This window comes from Haliscomenobacter sp. (assembly GCF_040403615.1).
Taxonomy (GTDB): Bacteria; Bacteroidota; Bacteroidia; order Chitinophagales; family Saprospiraceae; genus Haliscomenobacter.
In genome coordinates this window covers 41,288-59,600 of sequence record NZ_JBBAKG010000013.1, presented here as the reverse complement: position 1 = coordinate 59,600, position 18,313 = coordinate 41,288, and the positions used below count along the sequence as shown (strand labels likewise).

Here is an 18,313-nt window from a genome sequence, read left to right as displayed (position 1 = left end):
CAGTGTTCAAAAATGGTTCAATTTTGCAAAGAACTGAATAATAATTGAAAAAACCAACTGTTGACTCGAGATGCATAGAAGCTTTTTTTTATGTATAGGAGTTGGATTTATCGCGTCTTCTATCCGCAAAAAGCAGACGCGATAAATCGCATCTCTACACTTGCATTTCTGGACGGTACGTCAAAGAAGGTATGGTTTTTGCGATCAGCTTGCTGATGTCGCGCAAATAAGCTTTTTCTTCGCTGTCACAAAACGACACTGCAATGCCACTGGCTCCGGCACGACCCGTACGACCAATCCGGTGTACATAAGTTTCCGGGATATTGGGCAGGTCGTAATTGATCACGTGGCTAAGGTTGTCGACATCAATGCCCCTGGCCGCAATATCGGTCGCAACCAGTACGCGCAAACGCCCTTCCTTAAAGCCACTCAGCGCACTTTGCCGCGCATTTTGAGACTTGTTGCCGTGAATGGCATTGGAACGAATACCCGCTTTGATGATGTCGCGATTGATTTTATCTGCACCATGTTTGGTACGGGTAAAGACGAGTGCAGATTTAACCTCTGGGTTTTTCAGCAGGCGAATCAACAAGGCTCTTTTGTCTCTTTTCTCTACAAAATAGACCAATTGCTCAACCGTTTCGGTGGTGGAGGAAATTGGGGAAACTTCTACTTTGATCGGATTGTGTAAAATGGTATTGGCCAGTTTCTGAATTTCTGGTGGCATGGTTGCCGAGAAGAAGAGCGACTGGCGTTTTGCCGGTAACTTGGAGATGATGCGCTTTACATCGTGCACAAAACCCATGTCCAGCATGCGGTCGGCTTCGTCCAGCACAAAAGTATTCAAATGCTGAAGCGTGAGCAGTTGTTGGTTGATCAAGTCGAGCAAACGCCCTGGAGTGGCAATCAAAATGTCCAGACCACCGCGGATGGCTTCTACTTGCTTGGATTGATTGACTCCACCAAAGATTACGCCGTGTCTTAGGCCACAATTGCGGCCATAAGCGCTGAAACTTTCACTAATCTGGATGGCCAATTCACGGGTAGGCGTAAGGATCAAAGCCTTGATTTGGCGCGGTCCTTTTTGCAAGCCCTTGTCATGGTACAACAATTGAAGAATTGGAATGGCAAATGCAGCCGTTTTTCCGGTACCTGTTTGGGCACAACCCAATAGATCTCTTCTTTCCAGAAGAATGGGGATGGCTTTTTGCTGAATGGGAGTTGGAGTGGTATAGCCTTCGCTTATCAAGGCATCAAGAATGGGATCAACTAAATTTAATTCCTTAAAAGTCATTGGTTGAGTTTGATGGAGCTACCTCAGACACATTACTTCAGTAGCAAATAAATGGAAATACAGCCTGGAGTATTGATGCTCCAGCGTACGCCAATAAGTTAGCCTGAAATTGAATGAATCACAAGGAGAGCAAGGCAAAATACCGAGCCGGAAAAACGAATGTAAGTGGCTCTTCCGTATCTTGAGCTACAAATCAACATCAAGTATTAAAATCACTGCAAAGATAAGATTTTTTACAGTGCGCCGCTAGTTTTTGTTTTTGAAAGCTTGTTAAAGCAATACCTGATTATCTTTGTTCAACACGTTTATTCTGTAAATATGACACTACTCCTTCTATTCATTTTAATCTCGGGCATGAACAACAACATAAATAAGGAAATCCGCATCGTAAAAAATCAATGGGTTGATTTAGAGGACGTTCATTTTTTGCATGCTACCGACGGAAAAGCGGCAGATTACCCCACTGTAGTCAAAATCAAAGCGGATGAGACGTACCTACACGTCTCCTTTGCCTGCTCCAAGGATGAATTTGTTGATCAAAACACCTACCTCATCCACAATCAACCTTTGTACAATCAGGAAGTGTTTGAGGTTTTTATCGCCTCTGGACAAGAAGACCCAGATCATTACCTGGAACTGGAAATCAATCCCAACAACGCCATCTGGGTTGGACAGATCCACAATCCATCCCGTGGGGATAAAAGCGACATCAAAGCGGAAATGGTAGAACCTCAAGCCAGCAAGATTGTACACAGTGCAAGCAAAACGAAGAAAGCCTGGTCGGGAAGCTTGTCCATTCCATGGGCTTTGATTCCGGGAGAGAAAAGCCTGGATTACCGCATCAATTTTTACCGTATTGTAGCCACCAAAGCGCCGACCGTGAAAAATTGGACTTGCTCTACTGACAATTGTGCGTTCCTTTGCTGGAATTCGACGTTGAGTGGCAAAACACCTGCTTTTCACCGACCTCGGCGGTTTGGCAAGCTCTCTATTGAATAATCCATCCCTCACCATTTAGCTCTATCAACATGCGTACTTCCTTCATTGCAACCTGTGCCTGGCTTGTCTTGGTTTCCACCCTTGGCGTGGCCAAACCGATCAATTTGCGCTGTGAATACCTCATCAACCCCATCGGAGTAGATGTCGCTGCGCCGCGCCTGAGTTGGCAATTGGATGATTCTAGCCAAGGTGCAGCACAAATTGCTTATCAAATTTGGGTTGGAACAGATTCTCTCGGCTTGTTGCAGGGCAAAGGGCTGGAATGGACATCAAGTAAAATTTCGTCCAACCAAACGCTGCAAACTTACACCGGGAAACCTACGCAAGCTTTCCGTAAATACTTTTGGACGGTGGCCGTGTGGGGAAGCGATGGACAAAAGTCAACGGCAAATATCGGTAGTTTTGAAATGGGCATGTTGCAGGCATCCAATTGGCAAGGCAGTTGGATTTCGGATGGACGCGATGTCAACCTCAAACCAGCACCGTATTTTCGAAAGGCTTTTGGGGTCACAAAAAAAATAAAATCTGCCCGTGCTTACATTGCGGTGGCAGGCTTGTACGAATTGTACCTCAATGGTCAACGCATTGGCAATCAACGCCTGGATCCCATGTATACCCGTTTTGATCGCCGTACCTTGTACGTCACCCACGATGTGACTGCCCAACTCCAAAATGGCCAAAATGCCATCGGTGTATTGCTGGGCAACGGCTGGTACAACCACCAATCAACTGCGGTTTGGTTTTTTCACGAAGCCCCCTGGCGAAATCGGCCTACCTTTTGTCTGGATTTGCGCATTGCGTTCACCGATGGCACTACGGAGACCATACGGACGGGCAAAGACTGGAAAACGGACTTAAGCCCTGTGATTTTCAACAGCATTTATACCGCCGAGCACTACGATGCCCGCCTCGAACAAGCAGGTTGGCACCTGCCCAATTTTGATGATTCCAAATGGAAAGAAGTCACGTTTCGGGCTGCTCCTTCTACCAATGTCGTCTCCCAACTCATGCACCCCATTCGCGACGTAGAAGAAATCGCGGTGAAAAAAATGAGCAAAATCAACGATACTACCTACTTGTTTGACTTGGGGCGCAATATTTCCGGGGTGAGTAGCCTCAAAGTGAACGGCGCCTCAGGAACGCGCATTCGGCTCAAACATTCCGAACTCCTCAACGAGCAGGGTAGGGCTGATCTGTCCAATATCGATGTACACTACCGACCCACTGACGATTCAGACCCATTCCAAACCGATATTTTTATCCTTAAAGGCGAAGGCGAGGAAAGCTTCAAACCCCGCTTCAACTACAAAGGCTTTCAATATGTGGAGGTAACTGCCAATCGCCCGATTGCCTTGACAGCGGCCAGTTTGAAGGGCTATTTCATGCACTCTGATTTGCCGGTGCTGGGACAAGTTCAATCTTCCAATCCAACTTTGGACAAAATCTGGTACGCTGCCAACAACTCTTACCTTTCCAACCTCTTTGGCTACCCGACCGATTGCCCCCAACGCGAAAAGAATGGGTGGACCGGGGATGCCCACATCGCCAGCGAAACTGGACTGTACAATTTCGACGGCATTACTGTATATGAAAAATGGCTGGCGGATCACCGCGATGAACAGCAACCCAACGGCGTATTGCCTTCGATCATTCCCACCAGTGGTTGGGGTTACGAATGGGGCAATGGCCCCGATTGGACGAGCAGTATGGCCATCATTCCCTGGAACATCTACCTGTTTTATGGCGATACCAAATTGCTGGGCGACTGTTACGACAACATCAAGCGTTATGTGGAGGCCATTACTGCCCGCAGCTCCAATGGGTTGACCACCTGGGGATTGGGCGATTGGGTGCCGGTCAAATCCAAGGCTCCGGTTGAATTGACTTCATCGATCTATTACTTCACCGATGCAACGATTTTGGCGAAAGCCGCAAAATTGTTAAATAAAACTGCGGACTATGAAAAATACACCGCCCTGGCCCAACAAATCAAAACTGCCATCAACGCCAAGTACCTCAACGTTGAAAAAGGAATTTACGGAAATGGCACCCAAACCGAACTCAGCGCACCCCTGCATTGGGGAATCGTACCGCCTGAACTGAAAGCCAAAGTGGCAGCCAATCTGGCTCAACGCGTAAAAGCCGACAATGTGCACCTCGATGTCGGCTTGTTGGGCACCAAAACCATCCTCAATGCCCTCAGCGACAATGGCTACGCTGACTTGGCCTACCAAATGGCGGCACAGGAAGACTTCCCCTCCTGGGGCTGGTGGATCAAAAACGGAGCAACAACCTTGTACGAAAACTGGCCCATCGACGCCAAATCGGACATCTCGATGAACCACATCATGTTTGGTGAAATTGGAGCCTGGTACTACAAAGCGCTGGGTGGAATCAAACCCGATCCAGGTTCACCAGGGTTCAGAAACATCCTGTTGCAGCCCCATTTTGTGGCGGGATTGGAGCAGTTTAGCGCCAGCTTTAAAACACCGCAGGGAGAACTGTTGTCGAGTTGGAAGAAAACAGCAAAAGGTATTGAATACGAGGTGATTGTGCCTGCTAATAGTACTGCGACTTTGAGGCTGGATTTGGAAATCGGACAAAAGGTTTCAAATAAAGGGCAAATCCTGGTTTCGGAATCAAAAAAATATTTTACAAAGCAGTTAAAAGCGGGGAGTTACGATTTTTTGATAAAATGACTTCTCCTGCCGAGCTAGGCATACAATTCAATCAATGAAAAGAATAACGATCTTGGGGGCTGGCTTAACCGGCCTCACGTTGGCCTACCAACTCAAAAAAGCAGGCATATCAGCAACCCTGATAGAGGCACGGAATCGTCCTGGCGGCCGCATTCATACATTGTACAACGAAGCACAAGCCCCTGTAGAAATGGGGGCAACCTGGTTTGGGGAAAAACACGAGGCCTTATTGGCACTTTTGGCGGAATTGCAAATTCCTTTTTTCGAACAATTTCTGCAAGGACTGACCTTTTATGAGCCTATTTCTACTTCGCCACCTCAGCCTTTTTTGTTGCCGAACCAAGCACCCAATTTTCGGATAGCAGGGGGAAGTAATGCACTTATTGCCAAGTTGTTGAGCCATTTGGATTCAACGCAGCTGATATTGAGCCAGCGCATTCAAAAAGTGGACTACAAGGATGGGGGCTTTGTATTAGAAAGTGAAAAACAGCATTTTTCCTGTGATGTACTTGTGTCAACCATCCCACCTAAATTATTGGTGGAAAACATTAATTTCTCTCCTGAATTGCCGATTGATTTGGTGGAAAAAGCCAAACAAACCCATACCTGGATGGGGGAATCCATCAAAGTGGCCATTACCTACAAACGGGCTTTTTGGCGCGAAAATGGCTACTCTGGCTCGGTGTTTAGCAATGTTGGCCCCATTTCCGAACTGTACGACCATTCCAATGTGGAAGCATCTCACTTTGCCTTGAAGGGATTCATGGGTGGCGCTTTTCATGGAGCGAGTCAGGAACAGCGCAAAAACCTTGTTTTGCAACAATTAGTCAAATACTTTGGCAAAGAAGCGCAGGACTACCTGACTTATTCTGATTGTGCCTGGCAGTATGAACCAGAAACTTTTGCGCCATACTCCGGGTATATTTTGCCCCACCAAAACAATGGTGACGCGATCCTAAGAGCGGCGTGTTTTGAAGGTAAGTTGATTCTTGCAGGCACCGAAACAGCGTCTGCGTTTCCAGGTTACATGGATGGGGCGGTACGGAGTGGCATGGATTCCGCAACACAAATTTTACAATTAATGGAATAGCTCAAATTTCAAAACTGTTTTCGTTGAATACCAACCGCTAATTTCATTTTTTACAAAATATCAATGCATAGCCAGCTTGAGTAAGAAAATACTACTTTTACCAAACAAATAAAATTTGAAAAATGAAAAATAAAGTTTTGCTATGGTCTGTCGTAGCGGCGTTGGGCGGTTTTTTGTTTGGTCTCGATACAGCGGTAATTTCCGGGGCTGAACAGGCAATTCAAAAATTGTGGAACCTGAATGATTTTACCCATGGCCTGGCGGTGGCGATGGCGTTGTGGGGCACTGTGTTCGGCTCTTTGTTGGGCGGTATTCCCTCCGATCGGCTGGGGCGAAAGCGCACCCTGTTCATCATTGGGATACTGTTTGTGGTTTCATCGCTGGGATCAGCGCTGGCACCAGATGTCAATACGTTTATTGTATTCCGCTTTTTGGGCGGTTTGGCCATTGGTTCTTCTTCGGTAACTGCGCCGATGTACATCAGCGAAATTGCGCCTGCCAAGTCAAGAGGGCGTTTGGTGGCCATGTTTCAATTCAATATCGTGTTTGGGATTTTGGTGGCCTATTTGTCCAATTATTTGATTCAGAGCCTGGGGGGTGATGGTTCTTGGCGGATTATGTTGGGCTGGATTGCAGTACCTTCGTTGGCCTTTCTAATTGCAGTATTGTTTGTACCCGAAAGCCCACGCTGGTTGATTGTCAAGAAAAACGACCTGGTTCAAGCCCGCCAAATTTTGGACAGCATTGACCCTTATACCGCAGAAGAGCAACTGAACAGCATTTTAAAAAATGCACAGCGTAACCGGGCTGCAACCAAAGAACCCTTCTTTTCAAAAAACCACTATCGGCCGATTATGCTGGCCTTCCTTTTTGCCTTTTTCAATCAGGTTTCGGGTATCAACGCAGTGATTTATTACTCGCCGCGCATTTTTGAATTGGCGGGACAAAAAGTAGCTACGGCTTTGTTGTCTTCTACCGGAATTGGGGTGGTCAACCTGATTTTTACGATGATTGGCATTACGCTGATCGATCGCTATGGCCGCAAGCTTTTGATGTACATCGGTTCCTTTGGTTACATCGTCTCCTTGTCTTTGATTGCCTTTGCCTTCATTACTGAGTCTTTTGGAGGAATTACCCTTTATCTGTTTATGTTCATCGCAGCGCACGCCATTGGGCAAGGTGCAGTGATTTGGGTGTTCATTTCAGAGATTTTTCCTACTCAAATTCGAGCAGCGGGACAATCCCTCGGCAGCTTTACCCACTGGATTTTTGCGGCCATAATTGCCAATATTTTCCCATACATCGCCAACCAGTTTGGACCCGGCAAAGTGTTTGTGTTTTTTGCTGCGATGATGGTGTTGCAATTGCTTTTTGTTCGTTTCTTAATGCCCGAAACCAAAGGCAAATCTTTGGAAGAACTGGGGGACAGCATGTCTGCCGAGACACCTGCTTCCTTTAAGCACTAATTTATCAGTTTGGATTTTATGAAAACACAAGTCGCCTGTTTTGGAGAAGTATTGTGGGACTTGCTTCCCAGTGGCAAAGTAGCGGGTGGAGCACCCATGAATGTTGCTTGTCAGTTAAACAACCTGGGGCATCGCGTTGCCATGGTCAGCAGCGTGGGCATGGATGATTTGGGCAACAACATCCTGCGTTTTTTGGATGCCCGAGGGGTAGGTGTATCGACCATTCAAATCGACGCCGAATACCCCACTGGGGTCGTCAATGTCAGGTTGACGGCTGCGGGGCAACCCAGTTACGAGATCGTGCAGCCTTCGGCCTGGGACTATATTGGCCTGAATGACCAATTGGAAAAATTGGCCAAAGAAGTGAAAATCTTGGTATACGGCAGTTTGGCCTGCCGCAATGCACACAGCAAACAAACCTTGCTCAACCTTTTGCCTCAGGTGAAAACTGCGGTTTTTGATGTCAATTTGCGCACTCCTTTTTACAGTCCCGAGTTAATCGATGAATTAGGCGCTGAAGCCGACATCCTGAAGCTCAACGATGCAGAATTGATCTTGTTGAGCAAATGGTTCGGACTGGCCGGCAACGACATGGATCAGATGGAAGGACTCGTCAAACGTTTCTCCCTGAAAGGCATCATGCAAACCCGGGGCGACAAGGGGGCCATTTATTTCGATGGCCAACAGTTCAGCGAGCATATGGGTTTCAAAGTGATGGTTCAAGACACGGTAGGCAGTGGCGATGCATTTTTGGCGGGTTTTCTGCACGGCTTACTGGAAGGCAACGCCGCACCCCAAAACCTGGCTTTCGGATGTGGCATGGGCGCGCTGACCGCTACGCATAAGGGAGGAACACCAGTGATTTCGTTGGAGGAATTGCAGGGTCTTATTCAAAAATGAGTCTATAAAATTTATCTATGAAGATTGCAAAGCAGTTCATTCACTTTATACTGTTCATCCTGGTTACAATTGACGGTTTAAACGCCCAAACCAACCATTACCACGAGCCTCACCGCTCCCAATTCCATTTTTCTCCACCGCAAATGTGGATGAACGACCCCAATGGAATGGTGTACTACGAGGGTGAATACCACCTCTTTTACCAGTATTACCCCAAAGACAATGTTTGGGGGCCTATGCACTGGGGGCATGCAGTGAGCAAAGATTTGGTGTATTGGAGCAATCTGCCCATTGCGCTGTATCCTGATTCGTTGGGCTTGATTTTCTCAGGAAGTGCGGTAGTAGATTGGAAAAACACCAGCGGTTTTGGAAAAAACGGAATCGTGCCACTGGTAGCCATGTTTACGCACCACAACATGGATCACGAAAAAGCCCAAAGGGTCGATGTAGAAAGCCAATCCATTGCGTATAGCCTGGACAAGGGCCGTACCTGGACCAAATACGCAGGCAACCCCGTCATTCCCAATCCGGGCATCCGCGATTTTCGGGATACCAAAGTGATCTGGCATGAGCCTTCTAAAAAGTGGATCGTGGTATTGGCTGCACAAAACAAAGTCCAGTTTTACACTTCGCCCAACCTCAAAGACTGGACTTTTCTGAGTGATTTTGGCGAAAAACAGGGCAATCACGGCGGCGTATGGGAATGCCCCGATTTCTTTCCGATCAAAGTAGAAGGTACCAAAACCGAAAAATGGGTGTTGCTCCAAAGCATCGGCAGTGGCGGCCCTAATGGTGGCTCGGCCACGCAGTACTTTGTGGGAGATTTTGATGGAAAAACCTTCAGCAACAGCAACCCAGCAGATAAAGTGTTGTGGGTAGATTGGGGCCGCGACAATTACGCTGGCGTCACCTGGTCAAATGCCCCGGATGGCCGCCGTTTGTTTTTGGGCTGGATGAGCAATTGGCAGTACGCAACCAGCGTGCCAACTCAAGCCTGGCGCAGCGCCAACACCTTGCCCCGTGAGATGAAATTGGTACAAACGCCCGATGGTTTGCGACTGAGCGCCCAACCGGTGGCCAGTTTGGCCAAATTGCGCGCCAAAACTTACAACATACCCGCACAATCGCTTTCCGGGACATTGGATCTTGGCAAAAAAAGTGACTTGTCTCCAGCTCAACTTGAAGTAGAACTGGAAGTCATGCTGCCTGCCGATCAAAAAGCTATCTGGGGCATCGAATTGCGCAATGCCGCCGGAGAAAAATACCGCATCGGCCTGGACGCTGCCCAAAAGCGCTTTTTCAGCGACCGCAGACAAGCGGGGAACGCTGATTTTTCCAAAGAATTTGCCAAGGCGGAGCATTTTGCGGTACGGGAAAGCGCTGATCGAAAAGTGCAAATACGCCTCCTGCTGGATGTTTCTTCTGTAGAACTTTTTGCAGACCAAGGTAAGGTAGTACTGACCGATTTGTTTTTCCCAAGCCAACCCTTTGATTCGATCTCCTTGTTTTCTGAAGGCGGAAAAGTGGAGTTGTTGAAAGGGCAGATCTGGCAATTGAAGGGGATTTGGCGTTGATAAAACCAAAACTGGATTCTTAAGCAGAAAAATTAACTTCTCGATTTTGGGTTTTGAATAGGAAATCGAACGGTTCATTTCAAGTGAGCTTCCTAATCAAAAGCGGCTCAAAAAATCGGGAAGTAATTTTTTGCGTCATTCTTCGTGATTAAATGTTTATTTTTGTAATCAAAGTATCAAAATGATTGCAGACATCATTACCATCTCAGCCGAGATTCAAAGTGGGACGCCTGTTTTTTCAAAAACACGCGTCCCAATCAAAATTCTTTTCGATTATCTTAAAAATGGAGATACCATCGAAGAGTTTCTAAATGATTTTCCTTCTGTTCAGAAAGAACAAGTCTTGAGTTTGATTAACTTGATGCAGGCTTACCTCACTTTCAATACCTATGAAGAAAATCTTGCTTGATGAAAATTTGCCACGGCCTTTGGTGAAACATTTTTCTACTGAACTTGAAGTCACATCAGTACATGATATGGGCTGGGCAGAAAAAAAGAATGGAGATCTAATTCGTTCAATGCTTGAAGCAGGTTTCGAATATTTAATGACTGCCGATAAAAACCTTAAAAATCAACAAAATCTAGATAAATATCCTGTAAAATTAATTGTTATTAAAACGTTTGACAATCGTTACAAGACCCTCGTTCAATTTGTCACGAGGATTGAGGAAGTTATTTTATCAGCAGATAGGGAGGCGAAAATTATAGAAATTGATTTACGCTAAAAGGGGTTTCACCCTGCCTACCCAAAATAAATACCGCCATCCCTTTGCATTTTTTAAGATTATTCCGTTCTTGCAGCCAAACGGCAAATGCTGTTTCATGGTTCGTTCATAAATAAACGAAGTGCGGTGAACCAATTCAGGCAAACATTGCGGCCCATCTGCGCATGGCTATTCATTCTACTGATCTTTATGCAGTGGGTGGGAGGCCGTGTGTTCATTCATGTGGTGTACACTGCCCGGATCGAGTCGATCATGGACGCCAAAGAAACCGCCATTGCCCAAAAGATGAAAGCGGAACTTGGCGTTACCGCCCACATCAAAATTCAGAAAAAAGAAGACATCAAAGTGATACAAGGGATGGGCTACGGTGCGCCTTTCCTTTTTTCAGACGAAGAAAATGGCGAAACGAACTACTATACCGTAGACTCCAAATCGCCAAATGGTACCCGACACGAGTACAAAGTCGATGCCCAACAAAACCAAGAAGACCGTTCTGCACCTAAAACCTTCACGGAGCGCTATTTCTCCGATTTTTACTTTGAAGAACATGCACTTATAGTTATTAACCCAATTGTTGTTGACCACACAAAAACTGCTCAGCCCCAAAATTTTGTGGGCTTGATCGATTTGTCTGACCACTCCACTCCTAAGCCGCCACCGCAAGGCGCATAACCCCTTGGCATTCGCCACTTCTTTACGTTTGTTTAAACATTGTAAAGCGCTACTTCGCGCTTCTACAAGGTAATTTCTCTATTTTCTAATTTCAATTCCGATGAAAAATCACCTTATACGGATATTTCTCCTTGTACTATCTATAGCCTATTTGAGCGCACTAAAAGCCCAAACTCCCAGCGACGATCTATTGATGCAAAAGCGCGAATTTTGTGTTGCCCTGCTGTACGATGCAGGTTCCTGGGATCAATACTGGGAAGGGGCGCGCCTTAGAAGCAACGCCAACATTGGTACCTTTTCCAAAAAAGCCGCGACCTCAATGGTTGCCTATGGCATTACCAACAAAATCAACCTGATTGCCACCTTGCCCTACATCCAGACCGAGGCTACTGGTGGTCAATTGAAAGGCGTTGGTGGCATCCAGGACTTGAACATTGCCATCAAAGGTGAAATTTTCAATCAACAAGTAGGGCCTGGGAAAATCTCCTTTTTGGCTACTGGTGGTTTTGGTACACCAGTGTCGAATTACTTGTCCGATTACCAGCCTTTTAGTCTGGGCTTGGGTACCAATGAATGGAGTCTGCGTGGCATTTTGCAATACCGCTTCGACAACGGAATTTATGTTCGTGGGGCGGCAGCACACCTGTGGCGCGGCCAAACCAAGGTAGAGCGCAATTTTTACTACAACAATGGAGCCTATTATTCACAGTGGATGGATGTACCAAATGCCTTGAACTATAATTGCTCCGTAGGAACCTGGTTGTTCAACAGCAGCCTGAAAATCGAGGCCAATTACATGGGATTGCGGTCGACCAGTGGCGACGACATTCGCATTTACAATTCGCCCCAACCAACCAACAAGGTAGAGGTGGATCAGGTGGGATTTTTTGCGCAGTACTACTTTAAGAACATTAAGTCGATTCATGGTTTTGGCGCCATCGCCTATTATTCCAAAATGATTCATGGCCGCAACATGGGCCAGTTTCAAAACTACGGTTTTGGCATCACCTATCAATTCAAAATCTGAACACCGGAACTCACTAGTTCACCTCATCAAATGCATTTTCATTATGAAAAATAAATACATTTTTATCGTCCTCACTTTGGGTTTGTTGTTTGGTCTTTCTTGCGAGAAAGAATTGCTTACCCGTGCTGATTACACCGATTATGCCTTTGCAGGCATTGACGAAAAAGGAGGCAGTTGGAAACCAATACTCCTTTCGGGAGCAAGCCAAATTGTGATCCCTGCGCCGAAAGAAGTGACTTCAGACGAATACAAAGCTGAATTGAACAATGTAAAATTGGCCATGTCCACTTTGAGCAGTGCGCAACGCGAGAAAATTGCCTATTGGACCAACAACCCCATTTTGCGCTGGAACGAAATTGCCTTGGAACTGTCCACCAAATACAACCTGATTCCAGAACCGAATGCGGACGGGTCTTATCCAGTACCGGATGCGGCCAATCCCGGCAAGTACCCTTTGTTTCCGTATTCGCATCCGCCGTACACCTGTAGAGCTTTGGCTTACCTGAGTGTGGCACAATTTGATGGCCTGATCAGCGCCTGGAATTACAAATTCAAGTACAACCGGAAAGCACCATATGAAGTAGACAATTCGATTGTTCCGGCGTATGCCAAAACCGCATTGCCCGCCTATCCTGCCGATGGTGCGGTGGTTGCCGCGGCTTCCAGAGACATCCTGATCGCGATGTTCCCCCTTGAAAAAGATTACCTGATTGCCAAAGCCAACGAGAACATGGTTTGTTTGACCTGGGCTGGAGTAAACGTACAAAGTGATCTGGACGCGGGGGCAATTATTGGTTCGGAGGTTGCAAAAGTTGCCTTGCAAAGAGCGGGAAGTGATGGCATGAAAAAAGCACAGACGCCCAGAGCGGTGTCTGATTCCATCAAAGCTGCTGCACTCAATCGTTTTGGCTGGCAATGGGACAATCAGGAAACCCCAACCCGACCAGTTGGTCTTACCCCACTGTTTGGCAAAGTCAGAATGTGGAACGTGCCTATGGTGGAAGAGGTAAGATCTCCTGTACCGCCTAAGCCAGGCTCGGCAGAATTCAACGTTGCTGTACAGGAATTGCAGGACATCACCAAGAATTTGACTATCGAGCAACGCAAAATCGCCAACTGGTGGTCGGACGGCTTGAACACCTATACGCCTCCAGGGCATTGGAATCGCTTTGCCAAGAATTTTTTGATCAAATACAAGTTCAATCCCTTGCGCTCAGCGCGCACCTTGGCTTACATGAACATGGCCATTATGGATGCGGGGATCAGTTGCTGGGATACCAAGTATTATTACCATTATCCCAGACCGATCCAGGCCATTCCTGGGTTTAAAACGATCCTGGGGACACCCAACTTCCCGGCTTATACCTCTGGGCACAGCACTTTTTCTGCGGCAGGAGCAGAGGTGCTGTCTTATATTTTTCCAGAAGAAGCGCAGCAATGCCAGACTTGGGCCCGCGAAGCAGCCGAATCCCGGATCTATGGCGGTATCCACTACCGCTTTGATGCGGAGGCTGGTTTGGCACAAGGAAAAAAAGTGGCAGTGTATGCTGTGAACCGGGCTAAAAAAGATGGGGCAGAATAGATTTTAACAATCGACGTTCAGATCGACGTTTACTAAACTTCAAAAGTTTAGTAAACGTCGATCTGAACGTCGATCTCAAAAAAATAAACCTAAACTTAATGTATAAAGTCTCAATGTTGATTTTGAGAAAACTAATTTTACGCCCAATTGCAAAAGAAAGCTTGTGTAAATGATTTGGTACGAAGAAGAAATTAAGAGGCTAGAGCATCAGCGCGATCAAGTGGCGCACCAAGACGAAGTATTGTTTTACGGAAGCTCTTCCATTACCCAATGGAAAACTTTAGGACAGGATTTCCCCAACCGAAACGTAGTCAATTTGGGTTTTGGAGGCTCTACACTGGCCGCTTGCGTGTGGTTTTTTGAAAGAGTGATGGTATCGCATCAGCCGAAATCCATGATTTTTTATGGCGGCGACAACGATTTGGGTGATGGTCGAAATCCTGAAGAGGTGTTCGGGTTTTTTCTACAATTGTTGGCCAAAGTGCATGAGCAATTCGGAGACATACCATTCGCATTCATTTCCATCAAGCCCAGCATCAAGCGCTGGAACATTGTGGAAAACATAAAATACACCAATCAACTGGTGGAAAAGGAGTTGCTTGCGCGCGGTGGAAATTACCATTTTGTAAACATCTTTGATGCCATGCTTGGCGAAAATGGCCGCCCTGACCCCAGTCTTTTTGAGCCAGACGGCCTGCATTTGAGCCCATTGGGGTATCAGTGCTGGAAAGAACATTTACTTCAATATCCTGTCCCCCTGCTATAGACCGACACAACTCAAAACACGTAAAATGCACCGAGAATACCACCGCTGGTTTAGCCCCAATTTGCATCGCGACATGGAACTCCTGGTGTTTGGGCACAGCGGAGCAAGGGTCTTGTTTTTTCCAACAAGGATGGCGCGGTATTACGATTACGAAAACTGGGGGGTGATTGGTGCTATTGCTGAAAAAATTGAGCAGGGCTGGTTGCAAATCTATTGCGTGGACAGCGTAGATCAAGAAAGCTTCTATTCCTATTGGCGCCGGCCCCGTGGGCGCATCGAACGGCACTTGCAGTATGAAAAATACATCATGGAGGAAATAGTGCCGATGAGCCTTGAAAAAAACGATAATCCCTATCTTATGTCGGCAGGCTGTAGCTTTGGGGCCTATCATGCCTTAAATTTTGCTTTCAGATACACCCAGTCTTTTGCCAAAGTGGTGGCCATGAGTGGGCGGTATGACCTGACTACCCCAGTTGGGGTTTTTCAGGATTTGTTGGAGGGTTACTACGATGAAGACCTGTATTTCATCACACCCAGTCATTATATGCCTAACCTGGACGAAGATCAACAACTTGAAGCCATCCGCAAGTTGGAGATCATCATGGCGGTAGGAGAGGAGGACGTTTTTTTGGGCAGCAATCAGCACATGAGCGAAACGCTTGCTGCTAAAGACATCCCTCATGCCCTCCATATCTGGGATGGCGAAGCACACCGCGCTCGGTATTGGCGCAAAATGGTACAGTTGTATTTGTAGTTGAATCCTGACTTTAGAAAAAATTTCAAAAAAATCTGCAAACGCTGGAACGCCCTCCTGGTGTAGCCACACATAGGGATGTACAACAGGTACATTAAAAACTTTTTAACCAAAAAACACATATCCCTATGAAAAAGCTATGCATCAATTCATTGTTGACATTAGTTGCTTTGCTTCCCATGATTTCAGTTTCCGCACAGGACGGGCTAGGTCTAACTGCTGCTGCGCCAAACCTGGTTGTCACCAGTGTTGTCACTGATAAAGCAACATATGTTTTGGGCGAAACGGTAAACTGCAAAATTACTTTCAAGAACATTGGCTCCGCAAAAGCCATTGGTACTCTTGATGACGCCACCAAAGGCTACATGTTGGACGCTGTTTTGTCTACTGATGCTTTTGCACCCATTGTTTTTGCCGCGGTTCCTGCCCCTTATGAATTTCAGGAAGACATGTTGGTGATTGGCGGACGCCACAGCAACACACCTACCCTTGCCCCTGGTATGCAACAGACTTTTGCCCTGAGCTTCCCTCTACCTAAAGTAATGGTCAAACCTTGTCAAATGGGTTATGTTGCGCTCGGTGGCGTGATTGACCCAGGCAAAAAAGTAGCAGAAACCAATGAAGTCGACAACACGAACTTTACCCGCTTCAAAATCATTTGTGATGGCCCAACCACTGCGCCTCGCCCTGATTTGGTTATCTCTTACATGGCTTTGGCCAACCCAGTAGGCGGCCCAGGCCTGACTTTTTCCGACTTGAAAGTAGAAGTGAAAAACATTGGTGGCGCACCCGCAATTGGAACGGATTCTGATCCCGTCAATGGCTACATGGTCGACATCATCACTTCTTCCAACACTGCTGCCCCTATGGCTTATGCACCGCTGGCAGTTGCGGGTCAGTTTCCTGAAGACAAACTGGTGATCGGTGGCCGGATTTCCAACACCAAAACCCTTGCCCCTGGTGCTTCTTATATATACTACCTGAGCGGTTTGCAATTGCCAATGGTTGATTTGCACAACTACTGTGGACGAGGCTTCTACCTAGGTGGAATTGCTGATCCAGGCTTGAAAATTGCTGAAATCAGCGAAACCAACAACCAGTACTTCATCGACTTTAAAGTGGATTGCAAAAATTACACTGGAGCGAAGTAAGAAGTTGTGAATTATGAGTTATGAATTATGAGTTATGAGTTGGTGCTCATAACTCATAACTTTTTTGGGTTGCTGATTTAAGTCATTTCTGCTGACTCTAGTACCAATGCCTCTTGCTATCTTTTGGTTGGAAACCCTGAAATCAATGCTGCACTAACCCTGGTTTTAGCAAATCACTCAGTTGCGCCTGTGCTCGCTTTAACCTTGGAATGGACTCATTTTGCACATACGGATTTTCAGGATGCTGTGGCACATAATTCTGGTGGTAATCTTCAGCCACCCAAAATTCGGTAAATGGAACCACATCTACGGAAATCGGGCGCTTGTACTTTTTGGAGGCGTTGAGTGTAGCAATATAATTTTCCACCAAGGCTTTTTCTACCGGGTTTTTGTAAAAAATTATGGAGCGGTATTGTGATCCAACGTCTGGCCCCTGGCCATTCACCTGGGTCAGGTCTCCCGAGGCAAAATACACCCGAAGCAAGGTTTTGTAATCGATCACGGTGGTGTCGTAATACACTTCAATCGATTCTGCGTGTCCGGTTGTTCCAGTGCCCGTTTGCTCATAAGTCGGGTTTTTAGTGGTGCCGCCCGCATAACCCGAAATGACTTCGGCCACACCCTGAATGCTTTCGAATACCGCTTCTTCACACCAGAAACAGCCCGCCGCAAAAACAGCCTTGTGGTATTTGGCCAATTCAGCCGGAGGGATCTTTACAGCTGCGCGTACAGCTGCTGAAGATTTGGAGCTTGGAAACCCTTGTTTTTGTCCGCAGGAGCTTAGGCTCAAAATGATTAAAAAGGGCAATACAATATGGATCGTTTTCATTGAATTTTGGTTTGGATGAAAGTTGGTGCTTGGGTCAATCAGTAGTTAAATAACAACAGTGGGCAGGTTGAAATGGTTGAAGGGTGGGGAGGTTATGAGGCAGTACAGATATTTAATAGTAATCAACAACATCAGGATGAATGTTTTCATCACAGAGGATCTTGAATTCTGAAAACATCATGAAGCATTCAATGGGATATCAATGAAGACATTGCTTTTAAGCTGGAATACCGCATACAATATAACCTCCTTCACCGCCTCCTCCGACAAATGCGGATAAGCCTCCACAATATCCTTCACCGCCGTCCCCGAAGCCAAAAGCTCCAGAATAAATTCCACGCTGATGCGGGTATCCTTGATGATTGGTTTACCACCCAAAATTTTGGGATTAGTCGTAATGTGTTCGAATTGCAACATTTTTAGTAAACAAGTTTCAAAATTAACAATGCTTGGGGTGCTTAGTCGAGATTTCTCAACCTTTACCCAAAATAGGTATGACTATCCAGCAATACTTTCATCTTTAAAGTCCTCCAATGGCGCATCAAAATCATCGCTGATTTCAACTTTGTACTTTCCAAAACCAAATTTTGGCTTTTTAATGTCCTGAACATTTGCCATGCCTAAAAAAGATTGAAACTCTTCATCATCCCAATCCTTCCAGGCTCCAAAGTATTGATCCACCGGGTTCTTCCCATTTGCAACAGACTCGACACCCTTGGTTTGTTTCTTTACCAAAACCGCCAAAAACGCATCCAACTCTACCAATTTTTGCGGAGAAAGTTGCC

Annotated in this window: 18 protein-coding genes; 14 read left to right on the top strand and 4 right to left on the bottom strand. The window is 46.3% G+C overall.

Features of this window, described 5'->3' with window-relative positions; all coding sequences use genetic code 11:
- Positions 1–154 precede the first annotated feature (154 nt).
- On the bottom strand, positions 155–1,294 hold the full coding sequence (locus ABW391_RS06395; protein ID WP_353481007.1) for a DEAD/DEAH box helicase: 1,140 nt from the start codon (positions 1,292–1,294) through the stop codon (positions 155–157).
- Positions 1,295–1,612: 318 nt separating this feature from the next.
- On the opposite strand from ABW391_RS06395, the gene ABW391_RS06390 reads away from it, so the two are divergent.
- The 14 genes from ABW391_RS06390 (at position 1,613) to ABW391_RS06325 (ending at position 16,699) form a co-directional block, all read left to right on the top strand.
- Positions 1,613–2,293: a carbohydrate-binding family 9-like protein gene (locus ABW391_RS06390; RefSeq protein ID WP_353481006.1), complete on the top strand. Its 681-nt coding sequence runs from the start codon at positions 1,613–1,615 to the stop codon at positions 2,291–2,293.
- Positions 2,294–2,322: 29 nt separating this feature from the next.
- A complete protein-coding gene (locus ABW391_RS06385; RefSeq protein WP_353481005.1) occupies positions 2,323–4,992 on the top strand; it encodes an alpha-L-rhamnosidase in 2,670 nt (889 codons plus the stop codon).
- A gap of 34 nt (positions 4,993–5,026) precedes the next feature.
- Entirely contained in the window at positions 5,027–6,082 is a 1,056-nt protein-coding gene (locus ABW391_RS06380; RefSeq protein WP_353481004.1) for a flavin monoamine oxidase family protein, read from the top strand.
- A gap of 122 nt (positions 6,083–6,204) precedes the next feature.
- Positions 6,205–7,548 carry a sugar porter family MFS transporter gene (locus tag ABW391_RS06375; protein ID WP_353481003.1) on the top strand — a complete coding sequence of 448 codons (1,344 nt, stop codon included), beginning with the start codon at positions 6,205–6,207 and terminating at the stop codon, positions 7,546–7,548.
- Between the two features lie 18 nt (positions 7,549–7,566).
- Positions 7,567–8,448, top strand: a complete 882-nt coding sequence (locus tag ABW391_RS06370) for a carbohydrate kinase family protein (protein WP_353481002.1) — start codon at positions 7,567–7,569, stop codon at positions 8,446–8,448.
- Positions 8,449–8,465: 17 nt separating this feature from the next.
- Positions 8,466–10,022 carry a glycoside hydrolase family 32 protein gene (locus tag ABW391_RS06365; RefSeq protein WP_353481001.1) on the top strand — a complete coding sequence of 519 codons (1,557 nt, stop codon included), beginning with the start codon at positions 8,466–8,468 and terminating at the stop codon, positions 10,020–10,022.
- A 181-nt stretch (positions 10,023–10,203) separates the two neighbouring features.
- On the top strand, positions 10,204–10,431 hold the full coding sequence (locus ABW391_RS06360) for a DUF433 domain-containing protein (protein WP_502916314.1): 228 nt from the start codon (positions 10,204–10,206) through the stop codon (positions 10,429–10,431).
- Positions 10,412–10,747: a DUF5615 family PIN-like protein gene (locus ABW391_RS06355; protein WP_353481000.1), complete on the top strand. Its 336-nt coding sequence runs from the start codon at positions 10,412–10,414 to the stop codon at positions 10,745–10,747. The genes ABW391_RS06360 and ABW391_RS06355 overlap by 20 nt, the downstream gene beginning before the upstream one ends.
- A 126-nt stretch (positions 10,748–10,873) precedes the next feature.
- Positions 10,874–11,419 (top strand): hypothetical protein, encoded by a 546-nt coding sequence (locus ABW391_RS06350; RefSeq protein ID WP_353480999.1) that lies wholly within the window; start codon positions 10,874–10,876, stop codon positions 11,417–11,419.
- A 100-nt stretch (positions 11,420–11,519) separates the two neighbouring features.
- A complete protein-coding gene (locus ABW391_RS06345) occupies positions 11,520–12,446 on the top strand; it encodes a transporter (RefSeq protein WP_353480998.1) in 927 nt (308 codons plus the stop codon).
- Positions 12,447–12,489: 43 nt separating this feature from the next.
- A complete protein-coding gene (locus tag ABW391_RS06340) occupies positions 12,490–14,028 on the top strand; it encodes a vanadium-dependent haloperoxidase (RefSeq protein ID WP_353480997.1) in 1,539 nt (512 codons plus the stop codon).
- Positions 14,029–14,197: 169 nt separating this feature from the next.
- A complete protein-coding gene (locus ABW391_RS06335) occupies positions 14,198–14,794 on the top strand; it encodes a GDSL-type esterase/lipase family protein (protein WP_353480996.1) in 597 nt (198 codons plus the stop codon).
- Between the two features lie 25 nt (positions 14,795–14,819).
- Positions 14,820–15,548 carry an esterase family protein gene (locus tag ABW391_RS06330; protein WP_353480995.1) on the top strand — a complete coding sequence of 243 codons (729 nt, stop codon included), beginning with the start codon at positions 14,820–14,822 and terminating at the stop codon, positions 15,546–15,548.
- Between the two features lie 128 nt (positions 15,549–15,676).
- Positions 15,677–16,699, top strand: coding sequence for a hypothetical protein (locus tag ABW391_RS06325; RefSeq protein WP_353480994.1), 1,023 nt, complete (start codon positions 15,677–15,679; stop codon positions 16,697–16,699).
- A 142-nt stretch (positions 16,700–16,841) separates the two neighbouring features.
- Here the strand turns inward: ABW391_RS06325 and msrA are convergent, their stop codons facing one another.
- From msrA to ABW391_RS06310, 3 genes are all read right to left on the bottom strand, one after another.
- Positions 16,842–17,528: a peptide-methionine (S)-S-oxide reductase MsrA gene (msrA, locus tag ABW391_RS06320; RefSeq protein ID WP_353480993.1), complete on the bottom strand. Its 687-nt coding sequence runs from the start codon at positions 17,526–17,528 to the stop codon at positions 16,842–16,844.
- A gap of 177 nt (positions 17,529–17,705) precedes the next feature.
- Positions 17,706–17,945 (bottom strand): DUF433 domain-containing protein, encoded by a 240-nt coding sequence (locus tag ABW391_RS06315; protein WP_353480992.1) that lies wholly within the window; start codon positions 17,943–17,945, stop codon positions 17,706–17,708.
- Positions 17,946–18,026: 81 nt separating this feature from the next.
- Complete coding sequence (locus tag ABW391_RS06310) at positions 18,027–18,284, bottom strand: hypothetical protein (protein WP_353480991.1); 258 nt, start codon at positions 18,282–18,284, stop codon at positions 18,027–18,029.
- Positions 18,285–18,313 lie beyond the last annotated feature (29 nt).

What these genes read in the sequence shown, in the direction of transcription:
- msrA (WP_353480993.1), bottom strand. Translation starts at nt 17,528, where the DNA reads ATGAAAACGATCCATATTGTATTGCCCTTTTTAATCATTTTGAGCCTA.
- ABW391_RS06335 (WP_353480996.1), top strand. Translation starts at nt 14,198, where the DNA reads ATGATTTGGTACGAAGAAGAAATTAAGAGGCTAGAGCATCAGCGCGAT.
- ABW391_RS06345 (WP_353480998.1), top strand. Translation starts at nt 11,520, where the DNA reads ATGAAAAATCACCTTATACGGATATTTCTCCTTGTACTATCTATAGCC.
- ABW391_RS06395 (WP_353481007.1), bottom strand. Translation starts at nt 1,294, where the DNA reads ATGACTTTTAAGGAATTAAATTTAGTTGATCCCATTCTTGATGCCTTG.
- ABW391_RS06340 (WP_353480997.1), top strand. Translation starts at nt 12,490, where the DNA reads ATGAAAAATAAATACATTTTTATCGTCCTCACTTTGGGTTTGTTGTTT.
- ABW391_RS06375 (WP_353481003.1), top strand. Translation starts at nt 6,205, where the DNA reads ATGAAAAATAAAGTTTTGCTATGGTCTGTCGTAGCGGCGTTGGGCGGT.
- ABW391_RS06360 (WP_502916314.1), top strand. Translation starts at nt 10,204, where the DNA reads ATGATTGCAGACATCATTACCATCTCAGCCGAGATTCAAAGTGGGACG.
- ABW391_RS06370 (WP_353481002.1), top strand. Translation starts at nt 7,567, where the DNA reads ATGAAAACACAAGTCGCCTGTTTTGGAGAAGTATTGTGGGACTTGCTT.
- ABW391_RS06325 (WP_353480994.1), top strand. Translation starts at nt 15,677, where the DNA reads ATGAAAAAGCTATGCATCAATTCATTGTTGACATTAGTTGCTTTGCTT.
- ABW391_RS06330 (WP_353480995.1), top strand. Translation starts at nt 14,820, where the DNA reads ATGCACCGAGAATACCACCGCTGGTTTAGCCCCAATTTGCATCGCGAC.
- ABW391_RS06355 (WP_353481000.1), top strand. Translation starts at nt 10,412, where the DNA reads ATGAAGAAAATCTTGCTTGATGAAAATTTGCCACGGCCTTTGGTGAAA.
- ABW391_RS06385 (WP_353481005.1), top strand. Translation starts at nt 2,323, where the DNA reads ATGCGTACTTCCTTCATTGCAACCTGTGCCTGGCTTGTCTTGGTTTCC.
- ABW391_RS06380 (WP_353481004.1), top strand. Translation starts at nt 5,027, where the DNA reads ATGAAAAGAATAACGATCTTGGGGGCTGGCTTAACCGGCCTCACGTTG.
- ABW391_RS06390 (WP_353481006.1), top strand. Translation starts at nt 1,613, where the DNA reads ATGACACTACTCCTTCTATTCATTTTAATCTCGGGCATGAACAACAAC.
- ABW391_RS06315 (WP_353480992.1), bottom strand. Translation starts at nt 17,945, where the DNA reads ATGTTGCAATTCGAACACATTACGACTAATCCCAAAATTTTGGGTGGT.
- ABW391_RS06365 (WP_353481001.1), top strand. Translation starts at nt 8,466, where the DNA reads ATGAAGATTGCAAAGCAGTTCATTCACTTTATACTGTTCATCCTGGTT.